Annotated in this window: 17 protein-coding genes and 1 tRNA gene; 5 read left to right on the plus strand and 13 right to left on the minus strand. The window is 71.7% G+C overall.

What is annotated here, in order from left to right:
* Window positions 1-14: 14 nt before the first annotated feature.
* Window positions 15-2,882, minus strand: a complete 2,868-nt coding sequence (locus I596_RS01205) for a serine/threonine-protein kinase (RefSeq protein ID WP_067643010.1) — start codon at window positions 2,880-2,882, stop codon at window positions 15-17.
* Between the two features lie 85 nt (window positions 2,883-2,967).
* Window positions 2,968-4,443, minus strand: a complete 1,476-nt coding sequence (locus I596_RS01210) for an NHL repeat-containing protein (protein WP_067643013.1) — start codon at window positions 4,441-4,443, stop codon at window positions 2,968-2,970.
* 208 nt (window positions 4,444-4,651) lie between these two features.
* Here I596_RS01210 and I596_RS01215 point away from each other — a divergent pair, with 208 nt between their 5' ends.
* Window positions 4,652-6,256 (plus strand): hypothetical protein, encoded by a 1,605-nt coding sequence (locus I596_RS01215; RefSeq protein WP_150131953.1) that lies wholly within the window; start codon window positions 4,652-4,654, stop codon window positions 6,254-6,256.
* 144 nt (window positions 6,257-6,400) lie between these two features.
* Here the strand turns inward: I596_RS01215 and I596_RS01220 are convergent, their stop codons facing one another.
* The 4 genes from I596_RS01220 to I596_RS01235 all read right to left on the minus strand — a co-directional run bounded on the left by I596_RS01220 (window position 6,401) and on the right by I596_RS01235 (window position 13,429).
* Window positions 6,401-9,154, minus strand: coding sequence for a serine/threonine-protein kinase (locus I596_RS01220; protein ID WP_067643019.1), 2,754 nt, complete (start codon window positions 9,152-9,154; stop codon window positions 6,401-6,403).
* Window positions 9,151-9,714 (minus strand): ECF-type sigma factor, encoded by a 564-nt coding sequence (locus I596_RS01225; RefSeq protein WP_067643022.1) that lies wholly within the window; start codon window positions 9,712-9,714, stop codon window positions 9,151-9,153. The genes I596_RS01220 and I596_RS01225 overlap by 4 nt, the downstream gene beginning before the upstream one ends.
* A 527-nt stretch (window positions 9,715-10,241) precedes the next feature.
* Window positions 10,242-11,039: a ribonuclease H-like domain-containing protein gene (locus tag I596_RS01230; protein WP_083965274.1), complete on the minus strand. Its 798-nt coding sequence runs from the start codon at window positions 11,037-11,039 to the stop codon at window positions 10,242-10,244.
* Window positions 11,036-13,429: a DEAD/DEAH box helicase gene (locus I596_RS01235; protein ID WP_083965275.1), complete on the minus strand. Its 2,394-nt coding sequence runs from the start codon at window positions 13,427-13,429 to the stop codon at window positions 11,036-11,038. The genes I596_RS01230 and I596_RS01235 overlap by 4 nt, the downstream gene beginning before the upstream one ends.
* 109 nt (window positions 13,430-13,538) lie before the next feature.
* Here I596_RS01235 and I596_RS17925 point away from each other — a divergent pair, with 109 nt between their 5' ends.
* Window positions 13,539-13,985, plus strand: a complete 447-nt coding sequence (locus tag I596_RS17925; RefSeq protein ID WP_083965276.1) for a type II toxin-antitoxin system PemK/MazF family toxin — start codon at window positions 13,539-13,541, stop codon at window positions 13,983-13,985.
* Window positions 13,986-14,128: 143 nt separating this feature from the next.
* On the opposite strand, the gene I596_RS01240 is transcribed toward I596_RS17925, so the two are convergent.
* Window positions 14,129-14,686, minus strand: a complete 558-nt coding sequence (locus tag I596_RS01240) for a flavin reductase family protein (RefSeq protein WP_067643026.1) — start codon at window positions 14,684-14,686, stop codon at window positions 14,129-14,131.
* 157 nt (window positions 14,687-14,843) lie between these two features.
* Here I596_RS01240 and I596_RS01245 point away from each other — a divergent pair, with 157 nt between their 5' ends.
* Window positions 14,844-15,731, plus strand: a complete 888-nt coding sequence (locus I596_RS01245) for an aldo/keto reductase (protein WP_067643029.1) — start codon at window positions 14,844-14,846, stop codon at window positions 15,729-15,731.
* Window positions 15,732-15,807: 76 nt separating this feature from the next.
* Here I596_RS01245 and I596_RS01250 read toward each other — a convergent pair whose 3' ends face one another.
* From I596_RS01250 to I596_RS01270, 4 genes are all read right to left on the minus strand, one after another.
* The gene (locus I596_RS01250; RefSeq protein WP_067643032.1) at window positions 15,808-17,031 is read right to left on the minus strand and encodes an RtcB family protein; all 1,224 of its coding nucleotides are present in this window, start codon (window positions 17,029-17,031) and stop codon (window positions 15,808-15,810) included.
* A gap of 74 nt (window positions 17,032-17,105) precedes the next feature.
* On the minus strand, window positions 17,106-18,227 hold the full coding sequence (locus I596_RS01255) for a slipin family protein (protein ID WP_067643035.1): 1,122 nt from the start codon (window positions 18,225-18,227) through the stop codon (window positions 17,106-17,108).
* 401 nt (window positions 18,228-18,628) lie between these two features.
* Window positions 18,629-18,699: transfer RNA gene (locus I596_RS01260), tRNA-Asn, on the minus strand.
* Between the two features lie 1,720 nt (window positions 18,700-20,419).
* Complete coding sequence (locus tag I596_RS01270; RefSeq protein WP_067643037.1) at window positions 20,420-21,100, minus strand: YceH family protein; 681 nt, start codon at window positions 21,098-21,100, stop codon at window positions 20,420-20,422.
* A gap of 256 nt (window positions 21,101-21,356) precedes the next feature.
* Here I596_RS01270 and I596_RS01275 point away from each other — a divergent pair, with 256 nt between their 5' ends.
* The gene (locus I596_RS01275; RefSeq protein ID WP_067643039.1) at window positions 21,357-21,713 is read left to right on the plus strand and encodes a DUF1428 domain-containing protein; all 357 of its coding nucleotides are present in this window, start codon (window positions 21,357-21,359) and stop codon (window positions 21,711-21,713) included.
* Between the two features lie 214 nt (window positions 21,714-21,927).
* Here I596_RS01275 and I596_RS01280 read toward each other — a convergent pair whose 3' ends face one another.
* Window positions 21,928-23,241, minus strand: coding sequence for a hypothetical protein (locus tag I596_RS01280; RefSeq protein WP_067643042.1), 1,314 nt, complete (start codon window positions 23,239-23,241; stop codon window positions 21,928-21,930).
* A 179-nt stretch (window positions 23,242-23,420) separates the two neighbouring features.
* Window positions 23,421-24,722 (minus strand): hypothetical protein, encoded by a 1,302-nt coding sequence (locus I596_RS01285; protein ID WP_150131954.1) that lies wholly within the window; start codon window positions 24,720-24,722, stop codon window positions 23,421-23,423.
* 185 nt (window positions 24,723-24,907) lie between these two features.
* On the opposite strand from I596_RS01285, the gene I596_RS01290 reads away from it, so the two are divergent.
* Entirely contained in the window at window positions 24,908-25,117 is a 210-nt protein-coding gene (locus tag I596_RS01290) for a hypothetical protein (RefSeq protein ID WP_067643047.1), read from the plus strand.
* Window positions 25,118-25,141 lie beyond the last annotated feature (24 nt).

Here is a 25,141-nt window from a genome sequence, read left to right on the forward strand (position 1 = left end):
GCGGCCCGGCGCCGTCAATCGCGGGCCAGGTCCACTGCCAGGTCCGGATCGGGTGCCTCGATCGTCGCCAGCAGCGCGGCGCCCTGGCGCCGGAACGCGGCGGCTTCGTCGCGCCGGCCTTGGGCGCGGGCGACGCGGGCCAGCACCGCGAAGCTGGCCACCTGGCGACTGGGATGCTCGTCGCGCCGGCCGGCCATCACCTGCTCGGCCAGCGGCCGCGCCTCGTCGCCGCGCCCGAGCGCCGCCAGCGCATCGGCCTGGATCGCGAGGGACTGCAGGGCGCGTGGCTCGCCGGCCGCGCCGACCTGCGTGAACAGGGCCAGCGAGGCCTGTGCGGCGGCGAGCGCCGCCGCTGGCTGGCCGCCGTGCAGCAGCACCTGCGCCAGCGTCTGGCGGATGGCGGCGGTTTCGCGGCCGGGCCGCATGGCTGCATCGGCGATCGCCACGGCCTGGCGGGCGTGCCGCTCGGCGGCGGCGGCGTCGCCGCGACGCGAGGCGAGCTGCGCCAGTATGTTCTCGTCGTTGGCGATGGCCGGATGGCCCTCGCCCAGCGCCGCGCGGTGCACCGCGAGAGCGTCGTCGAGCAGGGTGGCGGCTTCCTCGTAGTTGCCCCGGCGTATCAGGACCGCCGCGAGGTTGGCGGCGGTGGTCGCGACCGACGACGTGCCCTGTTGGCCGATCGCCTGCTGGATCGCCAGCGACCGGCGCAGGTGGGTCTCGGCCTCGGCGAAGCGGAACTGCGAACCGGCGACGATCGCCAGTGAGTTGAGCGTGTTGGCGAGGTCACCGTGGTTCTCGCCCAAGGCGGCGGTCTGGAGGGCCACTGCTTCTTCGAACGCGCGGCGCGCCAGGTCGAGCTTGTTCTGCTGGCGCAGCGCACCGCCGAGCACCTGCAGCGATTCGGCGACGGCCGGATGGCGGTCGCCGAGCCGGCGCCGGCGGGCGTCCAGCGCCTTGCGGGCCTCGGCCTCGCCTTCGACCGGCAGCGACCGGCTGAGCATCAGCACGGCGTAGTCGTTGCGGATCTGCGCGACGCGCGTGTCGTCCTCGCCGAGCGCACCGACGGCGGTCGCGATCGCTTCTTCGAACGCGGCGCTGGCCTCGTCGAAACGGCCGAGCCGGGTCAGCAGCAGCGCCTCGGCCTGGCGATCGCGGGCGCGATCCACGCGCCCTTCGGGGCCGCGCCCGGCATCGATCGCGAGCGCCGCGCGCACGTCGTCCAGGCCGGCCGCGAAGGCGCCGCGCTTTTCGTGCAGCAGGGCGCGCTCGGTGAGTGCCCGCGCGCGCAGGGCCGGCTCCACCGGCCCGGCCAGCACGGTGTCGAGCAGCCCGGCGGCGTCCTCCAGGTGTGCGCGTTCGCGTTCGACCACGGCCAGTTCCAGCAGGGCGGGCCGGTAGGCCGGCTGCGCGGCCGCGGTGTCGCCGTCGCGCACCTGGGCCAGCAGTGCGGCGGCCTGCGGGTACTGGCCGAGCTGGCGGTAGAGCCGGCCCAGCGTCAGCAGCATCTCGGCGCGCAGGCGCGGCTGGTCGGTGAGCTCGGTGTGGATCTTCTCGGCGCCGCGATCGAGCAGCTCGCGCGCGGTGATGCGTTCGCCGGCGGCGCTGTCCGGCGCGGATGCGTCGAAGACATCGGTGAGGAACGCCTGCGCGGCGCGCGCCAGGCGTGCCTCGTCCTCGGCGCGATGGGCCTGCCACAGGGCCAGCGCGGTGCCGCCGAGCAGGCCCGCGACCGCCAGCACGCCGAGCGCGACGGTGGTGCGATGGCGGCCGATGAAGCGCCGCGTGCGATAGGCCGCGCTGTCGGCCCGGGCCAGGATCGGCTGGCCGTCGCGCCAGCGCCGCAGGTCGTCCGCCAGCGCCTCGACGCCGGCATAGCGCCGTGCCGGGTCCGGATCGGCGGCGCGTGCGACGATGATGCCCAGATCGCCACGCAGCACGCGCGCCGGTACGCCCGGCGGGCCGGCGGTACCGGCCGTCTCGCGCGCCAGGGCCAGGCGCAGGGCCGGGCGCGCCGCCGTGTCGAACGCGCTGTGGCGCTGGCCGCTCAGCAGCTCGAACAGCAGCACGCCGAGCTGGTAGACGTCGGCGGCGGTCGTCACCAGCGCGCCGGCGGCCTGCTCCGGCGCGGCATAGGCGGTGGACAGGAAACGCCCGCCGGTGGCGGTGTGCGCGGGGTCGGCGGTGTCCTCCAGCACCTTGGCGATGCCGAAGTCGAGCAGCTTGGGATGGCCGTCGGCGTCGACCAGGACGTTGCCGGGCTTGATGTCGCGATGGACGATCAGCTGGCGATGCGCATGGGCGACGGCGGTGCAGATCGCCAGGAACAGCGCGACGTGCGCGGCCGGGTCCGCGCCGGTGCGCGCGCTCCAGGCCGCCAGCGATTCGCCGTTGACGTACTCCATGACCAGGAACGGCCGGCCGTCGGCGGCGACGCCGCCGTCGAGCAGGCGCGCGATGTTCGGATGGTCCAGCCGCGAAAGGATCTGCCGCTCGCGGCGGAAGCGCGCCAGCAGTGCATCGGAATCCATGCCGCGACGGATCAGCTTCAGCGCGCCCTGCTGGATGTAGCCGTCGCCGTCGCGCTCGGCCAGGTGGACGGTGCCCATGCCGCCGCTGCCGAGCACGCGCACGATGCGCCAGGCGCCGACGGCGGTGCCGGCCGGCAACGCGCCGTCGCCGGTGTCGGCCAGCCGCGCGGCGACGTCGGCCGCGCGGCGGTCGAGCACGCCGGCGGCACGCTCGCCGAGCAGCGCGCGCGCTTCCGCGTCGAAGGCCGGATCGCCGGCGCTGGCGGCCGCGATCAGCGCCTCGCGTTCCTCGGTGTCGGCATCGAGTGCCTGGCGGACCAGGGTGAACAGGCGGCGCTTGCGCTCGATGTCCATGACAGGCTCGTCGGCAGGGTTTGGACAGCGTCGCATGCGCCGCGGCCGCTGGACAGGGGCCGCACGGGCCCCGGCCCGGGCCGGCTCAGTCGCCGGCGGGACCCCCGAAACGGTCGGCGAACAGGCTGTCGGTGGCGATGTGGCGGCTGATCGTCATGTCCAGGTCCAGGCCACTCCATTTGCGGCTGCCGGCCGAGACGATCGCCCCGTCGGTGTGGATCAGGTCGTTGCCGATGCTCTCGACGGGTGCACTGCTGCCGGGGAAGTCGAGCACGGCGGCCGCGTGCTGTGGCCCGCCGTTGGCACCGACCTGCAGCAGACCCACGATCGGGTGGCTGTCGCCGAACAGGTCGGCACGCATGTTGAGGCCGACCACCAGGTCGCGGTTGCCGGGCCGCTCGACCAGGCCGAACGGCTTGTTGGTGCCGCTCATGACCAGCCGGTGCACCATTCCGCCGGGGCCGAAGCCGGTGTCCGGCGAGCCGTCGGCGCGGTACGCCACCAGCACCATCTGGGCCTGGACCGGCGTCTGCGTGTCGTCGATCGCGTAGCCCGCGACGACGAAACCCCCATTGGCGCGACGCAGCAGGCGGGTCATGTGGTCCTCCTTGCTGGTGCCCAGGTCCACCGAGATGAAGACGTGTCCCGGCCCGAACGGGACGGCCTGGCCGCTGATGCCGTCCACGGTCGCCACGAAGCCGTCGATGTCGGTGGGGCCGCCGCGCTTGACGTCGCCGGTGATGGCCAGCCGCACCGCCCCGGGGGACGGCGAGTAGGCGACGATGTCGGTGATCGTGTCGCGCAGATTGCCGCCCATGTCGAAGTTGCGGTGATAGCGCCCGTTGGTGGCGAAGCCGCTGTCGATCGTGCCGCTGGTCGCGCTGAGCTTGGTGATGCAGATCGCGTCGTTGTAGTTGCTGCCCGAGCCGGAGCCGCAGCTGCCGGCCACGTACAGGGCGCTGTAGGCGGAAATGATCCGCGCCGGGACGTCGTTGACGTGCTCGGTTCCCGTGCCCAGGTCGAACGGCACGGACTGAAAGCCGTTGGCGCCGAAGCCTTCGCAGCGGTCGCCGTCGGCGTCGAGGCACAGGATGCCGAAGTCGATGTCGCCGGCCACCGGGTGGGTGTAGCTGCCGGCGAAGTACAGCGTGTCGCCGATGCCCTTGGCGACGTCGTAGACCATGTCCATGCCCGAGGGCGCGGTGTGCTTGCCGGTGCCGCGGTAGCTGGTATCGAGCGTGCCGTCGGCGCGCAGCTTGGCGATGGCGACCCGTGGCGGCTCGTTGATGCCGGTGCCGTGGATGCCGGCCAGCCAGTAGCCGCCATCGCTGGCCTTGAACACGCGATCCGGGGTGTCGGTGTTGCTGAAGGCGTCGTTGAAGTCGACCACCTGCGAGCCGTCGCCGGTGAAGCCCGGGTCCAGGGTCAGGTCGCTGGGTACGCCGCCGAACGGGACCAGCGGGTGGTCGGTGCCGACGGGCAGGTCCGGCTTGGTGGCGAGCGCACAGGGGGCCAGGGTCAGTCCGGCGCACAGCAGGCCGGTGCAAAGCAGCGTTCTCATCGGTCTTCCTCGGATCAGGGGATGCCTGGGAGGAGGAGTACGCAATCGCGCTGCCGATCGGGACATCACGGGGAGGGCCGGACGGCGGGTTTGCGTGGCGGGCGCTGTCCGATGCGCGGCAGGTTTCTCGTATTCCCAGCCGATGGATCCCGGGAAACGGTCTTCCCGGGATCGACGTCGACCGCTTTTTCACAAAGGAATCGATGACATGGCCCAGGCCGTGCCCCCTCGTGTCGTCCCAGGCGCCTTCATCCGGCCGGGCCGGCGTGTCCGTGGCCTCGCCGCGTTGTGGCTGGCGTTCGCGTTGCCGGCCATCGCCGGCCCCGGCGGCGACCCGTTCGCGCTGCCGGAGATTCCCGACGGCCGCGAGGCGCCGGCCTTGCCGACTGCCTACGCAACCTACCCGTTCGCGCCGGATGCCACGTTCGGCGGCCCGTACGGCACCGGTGGCCTCGACGTGATCCGCGGCGGGCTGATCGGCGGTGACGCCGTTGCGATGCGCTCGGCGACGCTCGAGAACGGCGATGTGGTGACCGCCGGCCTGGTCACCACCGGCGGCGCCTACACCATCGTCCTCAACCGGCAGAACGCCGGTGGCACCGGCGTCAACTGGCCGGCCAGCGGGCAGATCTACGTCATCCACGCCAATCCCAGCGGCAACCGCTATGCCAGGATCGACGACCTGCGGGTCTTCGACGACCGCATCTACGTGCTGGCCACGCGCGCCTATTCGGCGACCGATACCGATGTCGACGTCGTCGTGTTCGATCTGGACGGCAACCTGGTCACCCGGTACGTGGGCATGGGCACCACCGCCAACGAACGCGGTGGTGGGCTGGCGTTCTACCAGGTCGTCGGCACCACCACGGTGACGACCTACGTCATCGTCATCGGCGAGCAGACCGCCGGCGGCCGGACCCAGCCGGTGTTCTCGCGCGCGTCGTGGACCTCGGCCGCCAGCCTGGTGCGCGATCCGGCCGTCGGCCTGCGGCCGATCGACATTCCCGACGGCCTGTGTGGCGGGTCGAGCGCGCCGTGCTCGATGCGGGTCGCCGGCGTGGCGACCACCGGCAGCAGCTTCCTGGCGATCGATCCGCAGCGAATCTACATCGGCGGGTCGATCCTCTACTCGGGCGAGGATTGGGATTTCGCGGTGATGCGCGTGAACCGCTCCGGCGATCTCGTCGAGAGCTTCGGCATCGGTGGTATCCGTCGCGTCCCGATCGACGTCGAAGGCAGCGGCACCGACCTGGCGACCGGCGTCGCCGCGCGCCGCCAGGGTGGCCTGACCGACGCCTACGACGAAATCTTCCTTGCCGGCAACGTATCGCAGCGCTGCGACGGCGGCATCGGCATCGTCAAGCTGGCCGATGCCGGCGGTGTCGTCTCCACGTTCGGCAACGGCGGCAAGGTCGTGATCGGCGGCCACAACGGCGGCAGCGGCACCACGCCGATCTGCATACTCAACAACGGCGACGACATCGCTCCAGGCGGCATCCGCGTCGCCGGCGACTACCTCGTCGTCGCCGGCCAGCGCCAGTGGTACCCGTTCGGCGGCGGCGCCCTGCGCGGCGATGCGCTGTTCGGCGCAGTCCGTGCCAACGGCGGCGCGGTGGCCGATTTCCGCGGGTACCGGTTGATTTCGCCGTACACCGGCGTGCGCGAGGACAGCATCATCTACGGCATGAGCGTCGATGGCAGCGGTCGCGTGGTGGTCGCCGGCAACATGTGGGCCGGTACCAACGGCCTGGCCTTCCTGTCCGGCCGCTTCATCGGCGACCGCATCTTCGGCGACGACCTGGAAGTCGACTGAAGACCGGCCGCTCGTGGCCGGCGGGTGCGCATTCGCGCGCCCGGTATCGGCCGGAGCCGGTGGGAGCCGCGGCGGCGGCGCCAGCGCGCCGCGGCTGCCGTGGCAGCACGGAGGTGCACCTGTGGCTGCGAGCTGCCGCGTGCCTCAGAGGCCGCCGAGCTGCCGCGCCAGGCGCTCGGCCGGCACGCGGTTGACCGCCTCGGGCAGCACGTTCGCGCGCAGCACCGGCAGCGCCTGCACCAGCAGCGATCGTGCCTGGTCGGGCCGGCCTTGCCGCATGCGCAGATTGGCCAGCTCGGCGCGGGCGACCGCCACGTCGATCGGCAGTGTCTGGCCACCCGAGAACGCCGTGATCGCCGCATCGAGATCGCGATCGGCCTGCGCGTAGTCGCCGCGCTGGATCGCGAACGCCGCACTCGCGCGATTCAGATGCGCGAACACCGGATGTGTCGGCGGTACCAGTGCCGCGAAACGCTGCCGCGCTTCGTCGAGCCAGGCCATGCCCTCGTCGGTGGCACGCGTGCGCGTGGCGAGCATCGCCAGCTGCAGCGTCAGCAGCGCGTACTCGGCCGACTCGAGGCCGTCCAGCCGCGCCGCGCGCTCGCGCAGGCCCTCCAGGCGCCGGCGCGCCTCGGCGTGGCGGCCGGCGATGCCGATCGTGCGCGCCTCGGAGCGCTCGATGCGGCGCCTGACGTCGGCATCGGCCTCGACACCGCCGGCATCGAGGCGCTCGCGCGCGGCGGCGAACGCGGCCAGCGCACCGGGATAGTCGCCGGCGTTCTCGAGCAGGCCGCCGCGGTTGCCGAGACTGATCGCCGCATCGGCGGGCCCCAGGTCGGCTTCGGCGGTCAGTACCTCGGAGCGCGCGAGCATCTGCACGGCTTCCTGGTAGCGGCCCAGGTCGTTCAGCACGAGAGCGAGGTCGTTGGCGAGCAGCATCATGCGCGCGCCGCCGGGCCCGACCACGCGCTCCTGCACGACCATCGCCTCGCGCAGCCGGCCTTCGGCCTCGTCGAGGCGGCCACAGGCGCTCAGCGCCGAGGCCTCCGCGCGCATCAGCAGCACGCGGTCGGGCGAATCGGTGGCGCGCCCGGCGCCCTGCTGCCAGCCTTCGGCGATGACGTCGAGCGCCTCCTCGCACTCGCTGCGTGCACCGAGCAGCGAGGCCAGCGTCGCCGTGGTCTGGATCAGGGCATCGCCGTCGTGCACGTCGCGCGCCTTGGCCAGCGCCATCGCCTCGCGCAGCAGCGAGACCGCGCGGTCGTTGTCCCCGTTGCGGTGGTGCGCCATCGCCAGCGTCTGCAGGCTGCGCATGCGTTCGAGTGGATCGTCCGGCGCGTAGCGCGTGCGCCAGGCCGCACCTTGCTCGGCGGCGGCGAGCGCGCCGGCACCGTCGAAGCGCTGCCCGAGCAGGCTGGCCAGCTCGTCGTAGTCGTGGGCCAGGCGCAGTGCCTCGGCGCCGTCGCGTGGCTCCACGCCGGCCACGCCGCGCTGCATCAGGTCGAGCGCGATCGGGACTTCGCCGAGTGCGTTGTAGAGGCTGGCCAGCAGGCGCTGCATCGCCTGGCGCAGTTCCGCATGGCCGGCACTGTGGCTGTCCAGCTGGGCACGCGCCGCGTCGAGCAGGTCGCGCACGCTGACCTGCCGGCTCATGGCCTGGTCCGGCGAGGCGGCCGTGAACGCCGCGGTCAGGAACTCCAGCGATGCACGCGCAGTCGCCGCATCGCGTTCGGACGCGGCCAGCGCGACCTGCGCCTCGGCCTGCGCGGCGCGTGCGTGCTGGCGCTCGCGCTCGAGGCCGACGACGAATCCGGCCAGCGTGACCAGCGCCGCCAGCGCCAGCGCAACGGCGAGCTGGTGGCGCGCGACGAACTTGGCCAGCCGGCGGCGGCGCGTCAGCGCCGCGGCGAGCACCGGCCGGCCTTCGCGGTAGCGGTCGATGTCCTCGCGCAGTGCGCCGGCTCCGGCGTAACGGTCCTGCGGCCGCTCGGCGCAGGCCTTGGCGATGACGCCGGCCAGCTCGACGTCGAGCGCCAGCGGCGGTACCGACGGCTCGCCTTCGCCGCGGTCGTCGCGCTGGCCGGTCAGCATCTCGCGCAGCAGCACGCCTAGGCTGTAGATGTCGCTGGCGGTGGTGATCGGCGCGCCGGCGCGCTGCTCGGGGCTGGCGTAGCCCTGGCTGAAGACCCGCGTGGAGGTCTCGCGCCGCGCCGAGTCGTCGGTCTCGACCAGCCGCGCGATGCCGAAGTCCAGCAGCTTGACCACGCCCTGCTGGGTCACCAGCACGTTGGCGGGCTTGAGGTCGCGATGGATCACCAGGCGCTGGTGCGCGTGCTCGACCGCGTCGAGCATCGCGCGGAACAGGGCCAGGCGCTGGTCGCCGGTGGCGCCGGTGGTGCGGACGTGCTCGAGCAGGCCCACGCCGTCCACGTACTCGATCGCCAGCCACGGTTGGCCGTCGTCGCTTTCGCCGCCGTCGAGCAGGCGCGCGATGTGCGGATGGTCGAGCGTGGCCAGGATGCGCCGCTCCTGGCGCAGCCGCCGCATGCCGTCCTGGGTCGGAAAGCCGCGCAGCAGCTTGATCGCGACCTGCTGGACGAAGCTGCCGTCGTCGCGTTCGGCCAGGAACACGGTTCCCATGCCGCCGGCGCCGATCTCGCGCAGCAGCCGCCAGGCGCCGAGGCGCCGTTCCTCGCCGCGGTGCAGGCGCGCTGCGCTGGCGGCGATCGCCGCCTCGAGCGGGTCCTCGTCCGCATCGGCGGCCAGCAGCCGCGCGAGCTGTTCGCGCTCGCCGGCATCGAGCGACAGCGCGTCCAGTGCCGCGGCACGCGCGTCCGGCGGCAGGCTGCGCAGCCGCTCGAAGTGATCGGCGTAGCGGTCCAGCGGCGAGGCGGTCACGATTCGAGCGCCGTGCGCAGCCAGGCGCGGGCCAGGCGCAGGTCGCGGTCCACCGTACCTTCGGAGACGTCCAGCGCGGCGGCCACCTCGGTGCGGCTCAGGCCGCCGAAGTAGACCAGTTCGACGATCTGCGCGCGGCGCGGGTCGGTGGTGGCCAGCGCGCGCAGGGCCGCGTCGATGCGCATCAGCTCGGCATCGCCCTCGGGCTGCGCGACGTCGTGCGCGGCGTCCAGGTCGATGCGCTCGGCGTCGCCGCCGCGCTTGTCGGCCTGGCGCCGCCGTGCGGCATCGACCAGCACCTGCCGCGTGGCCTGGGCCGCGACGTGGAAGAAATGGCGGCGGTTCTCCCATTCCGCGTCGGCACCGAGCAGGCGGATCAACGCTTCATGGGCGATGTCGGTGGCGCTCAGCGTGGCGGCCGGCATGCGCCGCAGCGATTGCGCGGCGATCGCACGCACGTTGGCGTAGACGCGCTGCATCAGGAGTTCGCGTGCGGCGGCATCTCCACCGCGCCAGGCCGCGATCAACCGGGTGACATCGTGTTCGCCGGGCTCGGCCATCAGGGCTCGGAAGTCGCAGGAACGGGTCCGGGGCAGTCTAGCAGGCCGCCCCGTGGGCGATCGTGTCTCGATCGACCGGCGCGGTGTCGACCCGATCACAGGCCCCCTGCGGCCTGGCGCACGTCCCGGGCACGGGCCAGGCCGATGTCCGCTCGACCAGCGGCCGCCCGGCGGTGCCGGCCGCGGCATCGCGAAGGCGGCGTCCAGTGCCGGCAGGAATGCGGGCGCTGGCGCGCGTCGAGGCGGCCGGTCATTGCGCCGACGTGTTTGGCGATGGCGCTGGGGGCGGCTGTCCGCTCGCGTGCATGGGCGGCCAGGCCGGCCAGGCGCGGCAGCGGATCGGCGGCATCGGCCGGAGGAGGCCGCGGTGCGGCAGCCGGATCGACACAGGCGCGCAGTGCGTCACGCATGGCCGCCCAGGCTTCGGCCGAGTGAAGCGCCTGCCACGGTGACGCGGCCGGGACCGGCCTTGCAGGCAGCGCCGCGGGCGCGATGAACGGTCGTGCCGGCCCGGAGGGCGGTCCCGCTCAGGCCGGCGCCGCCGGCGCGGCCAGATGGTCCAGCAATACGGCCAGGCTGTGGATGTCCTGGGCGTTGTGGTCGAGCACGCGGCCCAGGCCGGTGGCGCTGTGCCCGCGCAGATAGGCCAGCCACGCGGCCGGTGCCTCGGCGCTGGGCAGGTCGTCCTCGCGGACGATGCCGAGCGCGCGACGCTCGATCGTCGCCAGCCGGCAGTTCTCCCAGGTGCCGCGGTAGCGACGCCGCGTGGGGTAGAGCAGGTCGCAGTGGCCACGCTCCGCGAACGGGCACGGCAGGTGGTTGAGGCGAAAGCGTCCCTTGAGCAGCGGCGCATCGTAGGAACGGCCGTTGTAGGAGACGTAGATCGCCGCCGGCGGCAGCCAGTCGGCGAAGGCCGCCAGCATCGCCGCCTCGCCGGCCAGCGCGGTCAGGTAGAGCTGGCGCAGCCGCAGCCGGCCGTCCTGCCAGCGCGCCGCCCCGATCATGAAGGCGCGGGTGCCGACGCCGCCGGCGAGGCCGGTGGTCTCGGTGTCGAACCAGACCAGGCGCTCGCGTGCGACCTCGCCGTCCGCGCCCCACGGCAGCTGCACGGTCGCGGCGGCCGGCCAGGCCCAGGCGTGCTCGACTTCCTGCACGCCGGCGGCCAGTGTCCGGCCGGCCGGTGGCGGCAGTGCGCTGCGGCTGCGGCGGTCGCGGCCGGCCAGCAGGGTGCGCAGGCGCGCCGTCGTCGGGGTGCTGGTGCCGACCGGCAGGCGTGCGCCGGACTGGCTGGCGAGCGCGCGCAGGCGGTCGGCCAGCGCGCTCACGGTGCCAGCAGCCGCAGCACGGTGCCCGCCAGCGCGCGCGGCGTGGCGCGCCCGGGCGGGCCGGGCAGTACCGGGCCGACGCAGGCCGGGCAGCCGGCAGTGCAGCCGCAGGCATCCACCAGCGCCCGGGCATCGGCGACGATCGCCGCGGCCTGCCCGAACAGCGGCTCGCTGAGGCCGATGCCGCCGGGATGGCTGTCGTAGAGGTAGACCGTGGGGTTGAACGCGGCGGCCGGATCGGGCGGTGCGTCGGCGGCCGTACGCAGCTGTGCGCGGCCGCCGCCGTCACGCCCGGCGAACCAGGCCGCATCGCCGGCGCCGACCGCCTGGCGCAGGTCGCGCGCCTCGGCCATCACGCGCAGCGAGGCCACCGTGTGCAGCGCATAGGCGGCACCGAGGAAACCTTCCAGCGCGTCCTGCCGCGCGGGCAGGGCCGCTTCGAGCGTGGCCTGCGCCAGCTGCCACCAGACCGCGGTGGTCTGCAGCTCCTGGTCGGGCAGGTTGACCGGGCCGTAGCCGATGTTCTCGTGCGAGTAGAAGCGGATCTTCTTGTAGCCGGCGACGTGGCGGACCACGTGGACCTCGCCGTGGTGGCAGGTGCCGGCGCCCGCGCGCGTGCCGTCGAAGCGGTCGAGCACCTTGAGGCGGGTGTGGTCGATCGCATCGGTGTAGTAGTCGGCCTCGGTACGCCGGACATAGGCCTTGCGGCCGTCCCAGTCGAGCCGCTCGACCTGGTACGGCAGCGACTGCACGAGGTAGATCGCGCCTTCGTACAGCGTCATGGCCGCGGCCGTGTAGTCGACCTCGGCGATGATCGCCTGGCGCCCGTCGGTGCGGTCGACGACCACGAAGTTGCCGTCGGCGACCGCGCGCAGGCTCACCGCCTGCGCCGGGTAGCTGTCGGCGATCCAGTCGTAGCGGTCCTGCTCGCGGTGCAGCACGCCGGACTCGGCCAGCACCTCCAGGAACGGGTCGGCGGTTTCGCCGCCGAAGCGCTCGCCGGCCGCGAACGGCAGCTCGAAGGCCGCGCAGCGGATGTGGTCGAGCAGGATCAGCAACTGGTCCGGCGCGATGCGCGCGGTCTCCGGCGGCGCCTGCTCGAAGAATTCCGGGTGGCCGATGACGTACTGGTCCAGTGCCTGGCTCGACGCGACCAGGATGCCGAGCGCGGGCTGCTGGCGGCGTCCGGCCCGGCCCAGCCGCTGCCAGGTGGCCGCGATCGAACCCGGGTAGCCGTTGAGGATCGCGATGTCGAGCGCGCCGATGTCCACGCCCAGTTCCAGCGCCGAGGTGCTGACCACGCCGTCGATCGTGCCGGCGCGCAGCGCGCGCTCGGTGGCGCGGCGCTCGGTCGGCAGGTAGCCCCCGCGGTAGGCGCGGATGCGCTCGGGCTTGCGCGGGTCGTGGTCGAACACGTCCTTGAGGTACTTGGTCAGCACCTCGACCATCAGCCGCGAGGAGGCGAACACGATCGTCTTGAGCCGCGCGCGGATCGCGTGGCGCGCCAGCCGCGTGGACTGCGAGCGCGCCGAGGCGCGGATGCCGAGGTCCGGATTGACCACCGGCGGGTTCCACAGCAGCACGTGGCGCTCGCCGCAGGCCGCGCCGCTCTCGGTGATCGCATGGACCGGCGCGCCCAGCAGCGCCTCGGCGTGCGCCTGCGGGTTGCCGATCGTCGCCGAGCACGCGATGAAGCGCGGCGCGACGCCGTAGAACGCGCAGATCCGCTTGAGCCGCCGCAGCACGTTGGCGACATGCGAGCCGAACACGCCGCGGTAGGTGTGCACCTCGTCGATCACGACGTAGCGGAGCGACTCGAAGAACTGCGCCCACTTGGTGTGGTGCGGCAGGATCGCCTGGTGCAGCATGTCCGGATTGCTGACCACGATGTCGCCGTGCAGGCGGATCGCCTGGCGCGCGTCGCCCGGCGTGTCGCCGTCGAACGTGAACGCGCGCGCCCCCAGATCACCGGCGCGGTTGAGCTCCAGCAGCTCGGCCACCTGGTCCTGCGCCAGCGCCTTGGTCGGGAACAGGTACAGCGCCTTGCCTTCGCGGCGGCGCACGGTCTCCAGCACCGGCAGGTGGTAGCACAGCGACTTGCCCGAGGCGGTGGGCGTCACGACGACGACGTGCTCGCCGCGTTCGAGCGCGTCCCAGCTTTCGCGCTGGTGGCTGTAGAGGCGCTCGATGCCACGCGCAGCCAGCGCCCGGCGCACGGGCTCGGAGAGGCCGTCCGGGAACGCGGCGTACCGGGCCGGCCGCGCCGGCCGTGTGAACGCGCCGGTGATGCGGTCGCCGTAGCGCGTGCGCAGCCGTTCGGCGAGGGCGGTGGCGGAGCGGACCGCGAGGTCGGCGGCTTGCGCGGTGCGCACGGCGCGTTCGGGGAGCATGCGGGAGACCTCCGGGGCGGGAACCGCGGCTTATCGCAGGCGCGCGTCTCACCGGATGAGACAGCCAGGTACGACGCTTGAATACGATTAGCACCCTGACGCAGCTAACATGGAGCTCATGCCGATTCACTATCACCCCGCCTTGGGCGAAGTCCTATGGTGCGACTACAAGGGCATGGAGCCTGAAATGGTCAAGAAGCGACTGTCGGTGGTCGTCGTTCCCAAATCCGTGCAGCGGCCGCGCTTGACCACGGTTGTGCCGATCAGTGCGACGGTGCCGGAGTTCGTAAGACCTTGGCATGTGAGGCTGGAACGCGATCCTTATCCGAAAGGAAGCAAACCGGACCTTTGGGTGAAATGCGACATGCTAAATGTCGTGAGTTTCGATCGACTCGATGGCTATCACTATCGTTGGAATGGACGACGCCAGTACCAGAAAATGCAGGTTTCGTTGGACGAACTTCGACGAGTAAGGGCTGGTGTCATCGAAGGATTGGGTTTGAGCACTGACCTGCTCCGGCTAGAAGATATTGAAAATATGTTGGCGCGCCCATAGACTACGGGAGTCCCCGGTTCGCCGGGCTAAAGTCCTCCGGTCAAGGTGCGTCCCCCGGGGGCAGGCTAGGCAGGCGATGACAAGCAACCTAGCCTTGGAGCAAGCCGCCGCGAGGCGGCTTTTTTTTGCGTCGCCGCGTGCCGCTACAGCATCTCCGGCTTGAAGCGTCCGCGCCGGCTGATCGTGCGCCGGCCGACCAGGAATTCGCCGTCGCCGCGATAGTGCAGTGTCTCGGGTACGCGTGGGCGTGCTGCGACGTGCGCCTTGACGACTTCCCAGATGAACAGGCCGTGGCGACGGATCTGGCTGCCGTCGGCGAGGCGGCATTCGAAACTGGCGTGGCAGTCGGCGATCAACGGCACGTCGACGTGGGTCGCCTTCGCGGTGGTGAGGCCGAAGCGCGCGAACTTGTCGACCTCGGCGCCGCTGCAGTTGCCGATGTCGACGACGGTGTCGACCATGGCCGCGGTCGGCAGATTGATCACGCACTGGCGGCTACGCCGGATCAGCTCGAAGCTGTGGTTGGCTTCCCAGATGTAGCAGCCGAACAGGGCCGGCTCGAAGCCGAGCATCAGATGCCAGCCCATCGTCATGATGTTGGCCCGGCCCTTCCACGCGGAGCTGACCAGCACGATCGGCCCGGGTTCGAGGTAGCGGCGGATCTCGCCTAGCGGGAAATCGGTCCTGACAGGCAGTCTCATCGGCGGGCTCCGCGGTGGTCGCCGATCAGCTTAGCGCCTACCGCTGCGATCGCCGGCCCGACTCTGGCCCGGGCTGGCGTCATCGTACATGTGTCGGCGCCGGCTTGAATTCGCCGGTGGCCGGCCCACGTTCAGCGCTCTGATCCGGAGAAACGCCATGAGCACGACATCCGCTGCCCGTTCGGGCCGCTTCACGATCGGCGGCGACCTGGCCGTCAACCGCCTCGGCTTCGGCGCGATGCGCGTCACCGGCCGCGGCATCTGGGGCGACCCGGCCGACCGCGCCGAGGCGCTCGCCACGCTGCGCCGCGTGCCGGAGCTGGGCATCGATTTCATCGACACCGCCGATTCCTACGGCCCGGACGTGTCCGAACCGCTGATCCGCGAGGCGCTGCATCCGTATGGCAACCTGGTCGTCGCGACCAAGGGCGGCCTGGCGCGCACCGGCCCGGACCGCTGGATCCCGCTCGGCCGGCCCGAGTACCTGATCCAGCAGGCGCACAAGAGCCGGCGGCTGCTCGGCGTAGAGCGCATCGACCTGTGGCAGCTGCACCGCATCGATCCGCAGGTGCCGCGCGACGAGCAGTTCGGCGCGGTCAAGGAGCTGATCGATACCGGTGTGATCCGCCATGCGGGCCTGAGCGAAGTCTCGGTCGAGGAAATCACCGCGGCCGCGAAGGTGTTCCCGGTGGCGACCGTGCAGAACCGCTACAACCTGGTCGACCGCACCAGCGAGGCCGTGCTCGACCATTGCCAGGCGCAGGGCATCGGCTTCATCCCGTGGTTCCCGCTGGCGGCGGGCGACCTGGCGCGCCCCGGTTCGCTGCTGGACCGCCTGGCGCGCGCGCACGGCGCCACGCCGAGCCAGGTCGCGCTGGCGTGGATCCTGAAGCGCAGCCCGGTGATGCTGCCGATTCCGGGCACCGGCAAGGTGGCGCACCTGGAAGAGAACGTCGCGGCCGTGGACATCACGCTGACGGACGCGGACTTCGCCGCGCTCGACGCCGAAGGCCGCGCCGCGTTCGCGCGCGGCGGCGTGGCCTGAAGCCGCATCGGCGCTCGCGGCGGCGGAACCGGATGGCCCGCCGCCGCTTGCCGGAGGTTTCCCGCCGCGCGGCGGCTCAACCCTTGATGCACACCACCTGGCGCAGCGTGTGCACGACCTCGATCAGGTCGTCCTGCGCGGCGATCACCGCGTCGATCGGCTTGTAGGCCGCCGGCGACTCGTCGATCACGGCCTTGTCCTTGCGGCATTCCACGTGCGCGGTCGCCTCGCGGTGCTGCGCCAGCGTGATCTGCTGGCGCGCGGCGGTCCGGCTCATCACGCGGCCGGCGCCGTGGCTGCAGCTGTGGAAGCTCTCGGCGTTGCCCTTGCCGCGCACGATGTAGCTGCGCGTGCCCATGCTGCCGGGGATGATGCCGAGCTCGCCCGCGCGGGCGCTGACCGCGCCCTTGCGCGTCACCAGCAGTTCCTGGCCGCCGTGCACTTCCTTCTGCACGTAGTTGTGGTGGCAGTTGACCGCGCGCGCATCCATCTGGAACGCCGGCAGCCGGCGGCGCATCTGCGCCAGCACCCGCGTCATCATCGCCTCGCGGTTCTCGCGGGCGTAGTCCTGCGCCCAGGAGACGGCTTCGACGTAGTCGTCGAACAGCGGCTCGCCTTCCAGGAAGAAGGCCAGGTCCTTGTCCGGCAGGTGGAAGCCGAGCACGCGCCGCGCCAGTTCCTCGCGGGCGCGTTCGATGAAGTAGGTGCCGATCAGGTTGCCGGTGCCGCGCGAGCCCGAGTGCAGCATCACCCAGACCGCGCCGGCTTCGTCCAGGCAGATCTCGATGAAGTGGTTGCCGCCGCCGAGCGTGCCGATCTGGCGGTCGAGCTTGTCGGTGCGGATGCGCCGGTGCTTGGCCTTGATCGCCTCCAGCCGGCCGGCCAGGTTCGACCCGGCGACGCGCGTGGCGATGCTGTCGGGCAGGCGCCGGTGCTCGCCGTCGCGGCCGTTGCCCACCGGCACGTCGCGCTCGATGTCGGCGCGCAGCGATGCCAGGTTGTCGGGCAGGTCGGATGCGCGCAGCGTCGTGCGCACGGCGGCCATGCCGCAGCCGATGTCGACGCCGACCGCGGCCGGGATGATGGCGCCGCGGGTCGGGATCACCGAGCCGACGGTCGCGCCGATGCCCAGGTGCACATCCGGCATCACGGCCACCCACGGCCCGACGAACGGGATCGCGGCGATGTTGCGCAGCTGGCGCTGCGCCGTGTCCTCCACCGGCACGCCGCGCACCCAGGCCTTGATCGGCGTGGCGCTGCCTTCGGCGTGCAGCAGTTCGTAACGGGATTGGGTACGCATGGTGTTCTTCTACGCTCTTCTTGTTCTTCGTTGTCCCGAGGCTGCGCGGCGGATCCGTCCGCCGCGCAGGGTTGCTACTTGATCGTCACCAGCTGCTTGAGCAGGCCGTCCAGGCCGCCGAACACGGTGAGCGTATCGACCTTCTCGGTCACCTTCTCCAGCGCCTCCAGCTCCTTCAGGCGCATCAGCACCGGGCTTTCCTCGATCAGCCGTGCCGTGTTGAGCAGCGAACGGGTGGCGTTCGCTTCCTCGCGACGGCGGATCACGTTGGCCTGGGCCGCCTTCTCCGCCTGCACGACGCTGTTGAGGATGTCCTTCATTTCACCCGGCAGGATCAGGTCCTTGACGCCGACACCGAGCACCTCGACGCCGAACGGTGCCACCTTGCCGCGCACGTAGCCGAAGATGTCGGCATCGAGCGAGGCCTTGTCGCCGAGCAGCTCGTCCAGCGTCTTGGACGAGACCGCACGGCGCAGCCCGAACTGCAGCTCGCGGTAGACCTGCTCGCCGAACTTGGCGACCTTCGTGCGCGCGGCGACCGCATCGGTCACGCGCATGCTGGCGGCCAGGTTCACGCGCAGGCTGACCTTGTCGCGGGTCAGCAGCTCCTGGCCGGCGACCTCGATCGCCTGCACGCGCAGCTCGACCACTTCCGCGGCGACGTTCTTGCGGAAGTTCCAGAACGCGTGCGCGCCCGGCGCCAGCGTCCCGACCAGCGTGCCGTCGACGAACAGCAGGCCGATCGATTCGGTCGGCACGTCCACCGCCACGGCCACCTTGGCCAGCAGGCCGAGCTGGCGCAGCCGGCCGACGATGTCCGCGCGCACCGCCAGGCCGTCGGCGAGCGTCACGCGCTCCACCGCCACCGGCACCAGACCCCGCCAGTACAGCCGGCGCGTGCCCGGCGCGAGCACGTCCTCGAGCTTGCCGTTCTTGTAGACGAGGCCGACCTCGTCTGCGCCGAGATCGGCGAGCACGAAGTGGGCGCCGAGGCCGGCACCGAGGCACGCCACCAGTGCATCGGTGTCGCGTCCGCTGTATTCGGGCTGGGCAATGGCGTGCACGGCGACCTCGACGCGCTTGCGCGCACCGAAGAAGCGGTAGACGCCCGGATCGAGCACGCGCTCGAACCGACGGTTGCGAAACACCAGGCCGCGCTCGCCGTCACCGATCACGACCTGCTGGGTCCAGAACATGGCTGTTTTCTCCTGTTTGGCTCTGGTGGTCCGGTCCGTTTCGTCGCACCGCCGCGCCGGACCGGTCTGCGCGGGCGGTGTCGCCGCGCAGGGGCGCGACGCGTATGAAGCGCAGCGCGCCGGCAAGAAGGCGCGCAGCGATCGAAAGGGATGGAAACGCCCCTGGCATCGCGGTCGCGGAGCACCGTGCGTGCACACCGTGGATGAGGGCCGCGCCTATCGACGCATCCTGCGGCGATACGGTGGCGGCCTCACGTACGGTGCGCGGGCACAGGCCCGGCAGCCGATCCGCTGCGGACGTTCCGTTGCGCGGCGCTTTCGCGCCGCCCGGCGGAACGCCGCACGGGGCGTTTCCGGTGGAGGGACCCGAAAGTCCCGGTGATGACGTTTACACGTCGGCAGTTTTGGAGCGGGAGTCGAACCCGCGTCGTCGGTTTAACAGACCGATGCTCGACCACTGAGCGATCCAAAGGACGTGCCGGAATCGAACCGGCAACCCGCGAGGTGTACTCGCTGCTCTCCCGATTGAGCTAACGTCGTGCGAAACGATCCCGGTCGATTCGGGCATACGCCACGGCAGCGCCGCGCGCACCGGACGGGCATGGGAACCCGTACCGCAGGACATCGATCGACGATCGCTTCGTATTGGCGCCTGTTCGCACGCGCCAATGCGTCGCGCCGCAAGCGGCCGTGCTCGCGCACGCGCCTGGACGCTGGATTTCTTCTCCGATGCGAACGCCGGAAACAAAAAACCCCCGGATTTTCAGTCCGAGGGCGTTCGCGTTCCTCGGAGATCGGGGCGACCGATCTCCGCGTAGGGCGGGATCAGTCGATCGGGCAGGTGGCGAGCGGCCGCCGACAGTCGGCACCGTACGCGCACGCTTCCGCGCCGCGCACGGTGCGCGAATGCAGGGAAGGCTTGGCGAAATTCGGCGGGACGTTCATCGGTTTCGGCGAGTTTGCGTGAATGGCCACTGGGGCGAGGGGCGCGGACGATACGCCGCTGGTTTCCGTTGTGCAAGCGTTTTTTAACAATCGTGTTTTGTGCGGATGGACATTGGTGCTGTCGCGCTTTTTTTGGTGCGGCGTTGATGTTTCACGCGGTGTGATTGCGAGTGACCGTGGAATGCGTGGCGACCGCTTTTGATGCTGGCGGTTCGTGTTGCGACCTGTGATCTGGCCCGGATGTTTCCGACGCGCTGTGCGCTTGGGTGGACGGCATCCCTGCCTTCTTCCGCTCGCCTCCCGGGCGAGCGGGTCACTTTCTCTTGCGTGCCCACTGCGCCGCAGGAGCGGCGCGAACGGCGAAGCCGGCCCGAAGGGCGGAGCGCAGATGCGCGGAGTCAAGAGAAGTAACCAAGAGAAAGGGCACCCCGGTGCCGCGGTCTCCGGGCATCCTGCCCTCCGACGGCCCGAAGGCGCTCCGGGGGTCCGCTGACGGCGCTTCGTGCGCCGACAGCGGACTGGGCCACGTCCTGCGGCCCACCCTGCGGGCCTTTCCTGCGCACCTTCGCCGCGGCACAGGAGCCCCGAGGGCGCGCGTCCTGCGCGCTCAAGAAAAGAAGCCGCGGTTTGCGCAAGCTCCATGTGTCGGCAGCTGTCTTGGCGTTGCTACTGGTTTCTGCTCTGCGTGCGGGATGCACGTGCTTCTCCAAGTCCCGTCGGCAGCGGCGGGCTGGCGGAGGAAAAGCCCGCAGGGGGGGCCGGCACGATGCCGGCCCGTTGGCCGTCAGGCCAGGGATGGCCTGTCGGCCAACCCCGTAGCCGGCCCGCGAACCCGTCGCACAGGCACTGTGCGGCGGGCGCGTACGTCGGGTGCCCTTCTCTTTGGTTACTTTCTCTTGGGCACGCAAGAGAAAGTGACCCGCTCGCCCGGAGGCGAGCGGAAAAAGGCAGGGATGCCGTCCACCAACGAAGTGCAACCGTTCCGAACGGCAAGCGAGAGCGCTTCAACGGAACAACGAAGGCCCCCACACGCCCGGAGGCGAGCGGAAAAACACGGACGCCGCCCACCGACGAAGCACGACCTCTCCGATGGCAAGCGAGGACGCGTCAAGCGAACAAAGCAGGACGTCCGCCCGAACACGCCAGTTCAGAGATGCTTGGCCGACGGCTAACGTGTCGCGATGCGAACCATCAGCAGCGGCCCGCGAAAAGCAAACCCCAAGCCGGCACGCCACGCAAACCGAGGATCAAACCCCCGCCGCCTCCAGCCGCTCGCGCAGCGCCGCCAGCTCCCCGCGCAGCGTGTCCACCTCGGTCTCCAGCTGCGCCACGCGCTCGGCCAGCCCGCCGCGCGCGCTGCCGGTGGCGTCGGCGGTTGCCGTCGTCGCATAGGCGTCGGCGTCGACCGGCCCGCACAGCAGGTGCATGTAGCGGTCCTCGCGCTGGCCCGGCGCGCGGCCGATGTTCACGACCAGTGCCGGGGTGCGCTGTGCGAGGCGGTCGAGCGTGTCGCGCACGTCGTCGATGCCGGGGAACTCGGCCAGGCGCTCGCTGCGCATCAGCAGCTCGTTGAGCGTCTGCGGGCCGCGCAGCAGCAGCAGGCACAGCACCGCGCGCTGGCGGCCGGTGATGTTGTAGATCGCGTCGAAGCGGTGCTCGTAGCGCGAGACGCGCTGCGAGGAGGGGGCGACGCGGACCAGCTCGCGGTCCTCGAGGCGGCGCAGCGTGTGCGCGACGGCGCCGGGTTCGAGCTGCAGGACCGGTTCGCGGCTGGTCTTCTGGTTGCTCGCGGCGACCAGCGCGTTGAGTGTGAGCGGGTAGACCTCCGGGGTGATCGCGGCCTTCTCGATCAGGCAGCCCAGGATGCGGGCTTCGGTGGCGTCGAGCAGGGCGAGGTCGGCGCCTCCGGTTTCGGTTGATTCGTCCAAGGGACACTCGCGGCAGTGAGGCGGGGCCGGAGTGTACCCGAGCGTGATGATCCGACGGCGTGGCCGGTGCGCGCAGCCTGCAGGCGGCCGTGCTTCGCGTGTGGCCGGCCTCCTGTGCCGGGCCGGCCGGGTGCGGGATGCGGGAAGGGCACGTGGGCGGGACGAGGACGATCCGCGGCCGGCGGCGTCCAGCCAGGCTGGCCTCACGCGGCCGCGCGTATGATCAGCTTCCCGTTCGTCACGAAGAGGGTCTGTCATGAGCTATGTCGATGGTTTCGTGCTGCCGGTGCCGAAGGACAAGCTGGCGGCCTACCGCGCGCTGGCGCGCAAGGCCGGCAAGATCTGGAAGGAGCACGGCGCGCTGGCCTATGTCGAATGCGTCGCCGACGACGTGAAGCCGGGCAAGGTCACCTCGTTCCCGCAGAGCGTCAAGCTCAAGCCGGACGAGGTCGTCGTGTTCTCGTGGATCGTCTATGCCTCGCGCGCGCAGCGCGACCGCATCAACAAGAAGGTGATGGCCGACCCGCGCCTGGCCGGCTTGGACATGAAGAACGTCCCGTTCGACGGCAAGCGCATGTTCTGGGGTGGCTTCAAGCCGATCGTCCAGCTCTGACGATTGCTCGAGCGCGGCGTCCGGGCGCTTCGCCGACGCGCAAGGAGGCGCTCGGGCCGCTGCTTCGCGATCGCGCGATCCGGTCCATCGACCGCCCGCGGCGTTTTCGAGGAAGGACGCGGCCGGGGGGGCGGCTCGACGAGCGAGGGCGGCGTCGAGCCGGCTGGATCGGTCGCCCTCGCTCGCGACGTTCGACGATGGACGCTCGCCGGATTCAGCGCGGCTCGAAATCGTCGGCGAACAGCGTCTCGCCGCAGGCGCCATCCGCATCGTAGCGCTGCACCACCACGCTGCCGGCGTCGCTGGTTCCCACCACGGTCCATCCCTCGGCGGCACCGACCACGGCACCGAGACTGCCGAGGTTCGGCAGCGCGCTGCGCTGGCGGCACAGCGCGCCGTCTGCGTCGAACTCGGCCATCGTCGCGTGGGTGCGGCCACCGCCGCCCTGGATGTGCGCGTAGCCGACCAGCAGGCTGCGTCCGTTCGGCGCCACCGCCTGAGCCATCGGCAGCCCGGGCACCGCCGAGGCCACGTCGCTGCGCGTGGTGCCGGTGGACGCGTCGACGCGCACGAGACGCAGGACCTGGGGCATGCCCACCACTGCGACGTGCAAGCCGCCGTCGGGGCCGAGCGCGGTCGCCCAGCTCGTGAACGTCGTCGCCGTCTGCGACTGGTCCGACAGCGTGCGCGTCCACAGCCGGGTGCCGTCCGGGGCGATCTTCCAGGCCATCGCGCCCGGTACGCCGAAGCGGGTTTCCGGGGAGGCGACGACCAGGGCGGCGCCGTCCGGTGTCGTCGCCAGCCAGGCTGCGCCGAGCGGGTTGCCGAGTTCGCCGAGCTCGGCATCGGCGTAGACGAGGCTGCCGTCCGCGGCGAAACGCACGGTACGGTAGCCGCCACCGATGAAGTCCGCGCGCCCGGCGACGATCGCGCCACCGTCGGGCAGGGCGGCGATCGTGTCGGCCGTGGCCACGTTCAGGCCGGTACTCCAGTGCCAGGCCGGCCGTGGCTGGCCGTCTGCGGTGAAGCGCGGCACGACGAAATCGGCACCGTTGTCGGCACGCATCAGCAGGTCGCCGCCCGGCGCCTGCGCGAGCTGCCGGGTCTGGTAGTAGCTCGGTTCGACCCACAGCACGGCGCCGGTCGCTTCGGTTTCCCAGACCAGACTGCCGTCGGTGGCGTCGAGCGTGCGCACGAACGGCGCGGTGAACCCGCCGACCAGCGCGACGCGGTCATCGGCCAGCAGCACGACGTCGTCGGGCGTGGCGGGACGATCGGGGCGCTCGTGGAACCAGCCGAACCCGCCGTCGGCTTCCAGTCGAAGCACGCCGGCGCGGGCGCCGCTGGCGCGTGCCGCCTGGATGCCGACGAACAGGGTGCCGTCGTCGGCGCGGCGCAGCACGCCCGGGTACGTCGCGAACGCGTCCGTGGCCTGCCAGGTGGTGGTCCAGGCCGGTTCCCAGGCCGTCTGCGCGCCGACGGGTGCCGTCAGAAGCGCCAGCCATAGCGCCTGCGCGCGAATCGACATGCGGTGTTCTCCCTCGTCGGTGGATCAGATATACGCACAGATATACGCAACACGGCCCGCTCGACCCCAACGCACGTGCGCTTCGAGCGCGCCGGTTGTGCCGATCCGGCACCGCGGTCACCAGAACGGGCGGATAGCGCCGGCGCGGACGGCCGGGCCGGCGCGAAGCCGGGGCGCGCTCAGTTCTCGAAGCCGTCCGTGAACAGCCCGTCGCCGCAGGCGCCGTCCGCGGCGTAACGCTGCACCGTGACGCCGTCGTCTCCGATACCCAGCACCGTCCATCCGTCGACGGCCCCGACGATGGAGGTGAAGCCGTACAGGTCCGGCACGGTTCGTTCGCGGCACAGCAGGCCGTCCGCATCGAACTCGGCCAGGGTCGCATAGGTGCGGCCGCCGCCGCCGGGAACGTGCGCAGAGCCGCCCAGCAGGCTGCGGCCGTTCGGTGCGACCGCCAGCCTGTCGGCAAATCCGGGCATGGAGGCGGCGCTGTCCCAGCGTGTGGCGCCGGTGGCGCCGTCCACCCGGATCAGGCGCAGCACCTTCGGCGTGGTGCCTGCCGTCGCGATCCGCAGATCCCCCTCGGGGCCGAGCGCAGCCGGGCCGTTGGAGAACGTCGTCGACCCGCTCGCCTGGTCCGACAGCGTGCGCGTCCACAGGCGCGTGCCGTCCGCCGCGATCTTCCAGGCCATCGCGCCCGGCATGCCGAAGCGGGTTTCCGGCGAGGCGACGACCAGCGTGGCGCCGTCCGGCGTCGTCGCGATCCAGGCCGCACCGAGCGGATTGCCGAGTTCGCCGAACTCGGCGTCCGCGTAGACGAGGCTGCCGTCGGCGGCGAAGCGGACGGTGCGGAACCCCCCGCCGATGGCGTAGGTGCGGCCGGCGACGATCGCGCCGCCATCGGGCAGCGCGACGATCGAATTGGCCCAGACCGCGCCGAGGCCGGAGGTCCAGCGCCACGGCGGCAGCAACTGCCCCTGCGCACCGAAGCGCAGTACGACGAACGCATCGTCGTTCTCTGCACGCACGAGCAGGTCGCCGCTTGGTGTCTGCGCGATCTGGCGGGTCGCAAAGGAGCGCAGCACGACCAGCATCGCGCCCGGCGCGCTGGTATCCCAGTCCGGGGCACCGCTACCGGAATCGACGGTGCGCACGAACGGGATCGCGGTGCCGCCGGCCAGGGCGACGCGCCCGTCGGCCATCGGCAGCACGTCCTCCGCCGAGCCCGGGCCGGGACGCTCGTCCGCCCAGCCGATCGTGCCGTCGGCGTCCAGTCGCAGGACGCCGGCGCGTTGCTGGCCGGCCCGCGCCGTCTCGACGCCGACGAAGAGCGTTCCGTCATCGGCGCGGCGCAGTACGCTGGCGTGCGTCGATGCGGCGTCGTCGGCCGCCCACGTCGTCGACCAGACCGGTTCCCAGGTCGTCTGGGCACCGGCCGGTGCCATGGAAGCGGCCAGCAGCAGGCAGCCAATTCGGATCGACATATGCGTGACCCTCCCGTATCGGTCGGTCCCGTATACGCAGGACGGTCCATCCGACCCCAATGGCCGGCCTAGCCTGGCAGCGATCGCCGTCGCATGAAAGCGAGGGCGCGCCCTGATCGACCGGCGCCTGTGCCCTCGCCAGGAGCGCATCCCGGATCGATGCGCTGTCGTGAGAGCAGGGGCGCATGGCCCTTTCCTGCCGCTACTGCCACCGGCGACCGGCCACCCGGCACCGGTTGCTCGCCTTGCTGGCCTGGCCGCTGGCCGGGTTCGGGGGCTCGCCGGCGGGCTTTCGGGCCTGCCGCGACTGCGGCGCCGGCCTGCTGGCGCTGACCTTGATCGCCTATGCGGCGCTGGCCGCGGCGCTGCTGGTACTGGCCGTGATCGCGACCTGAGGGTCCGGCCGGCGCCCGCGGGGT

Origin of the sequence: Dokdonella koreensis DS-123, from assembly GCF_001632775.1 — a bacterium.
GTDB classification, from domain to species: Bacteria; Pseudomonadota; Gammaproteobacteria; order Xanthomonadales; family Rhodanobacteraceae; genus Dokdonella; species Dokdonella koreensis.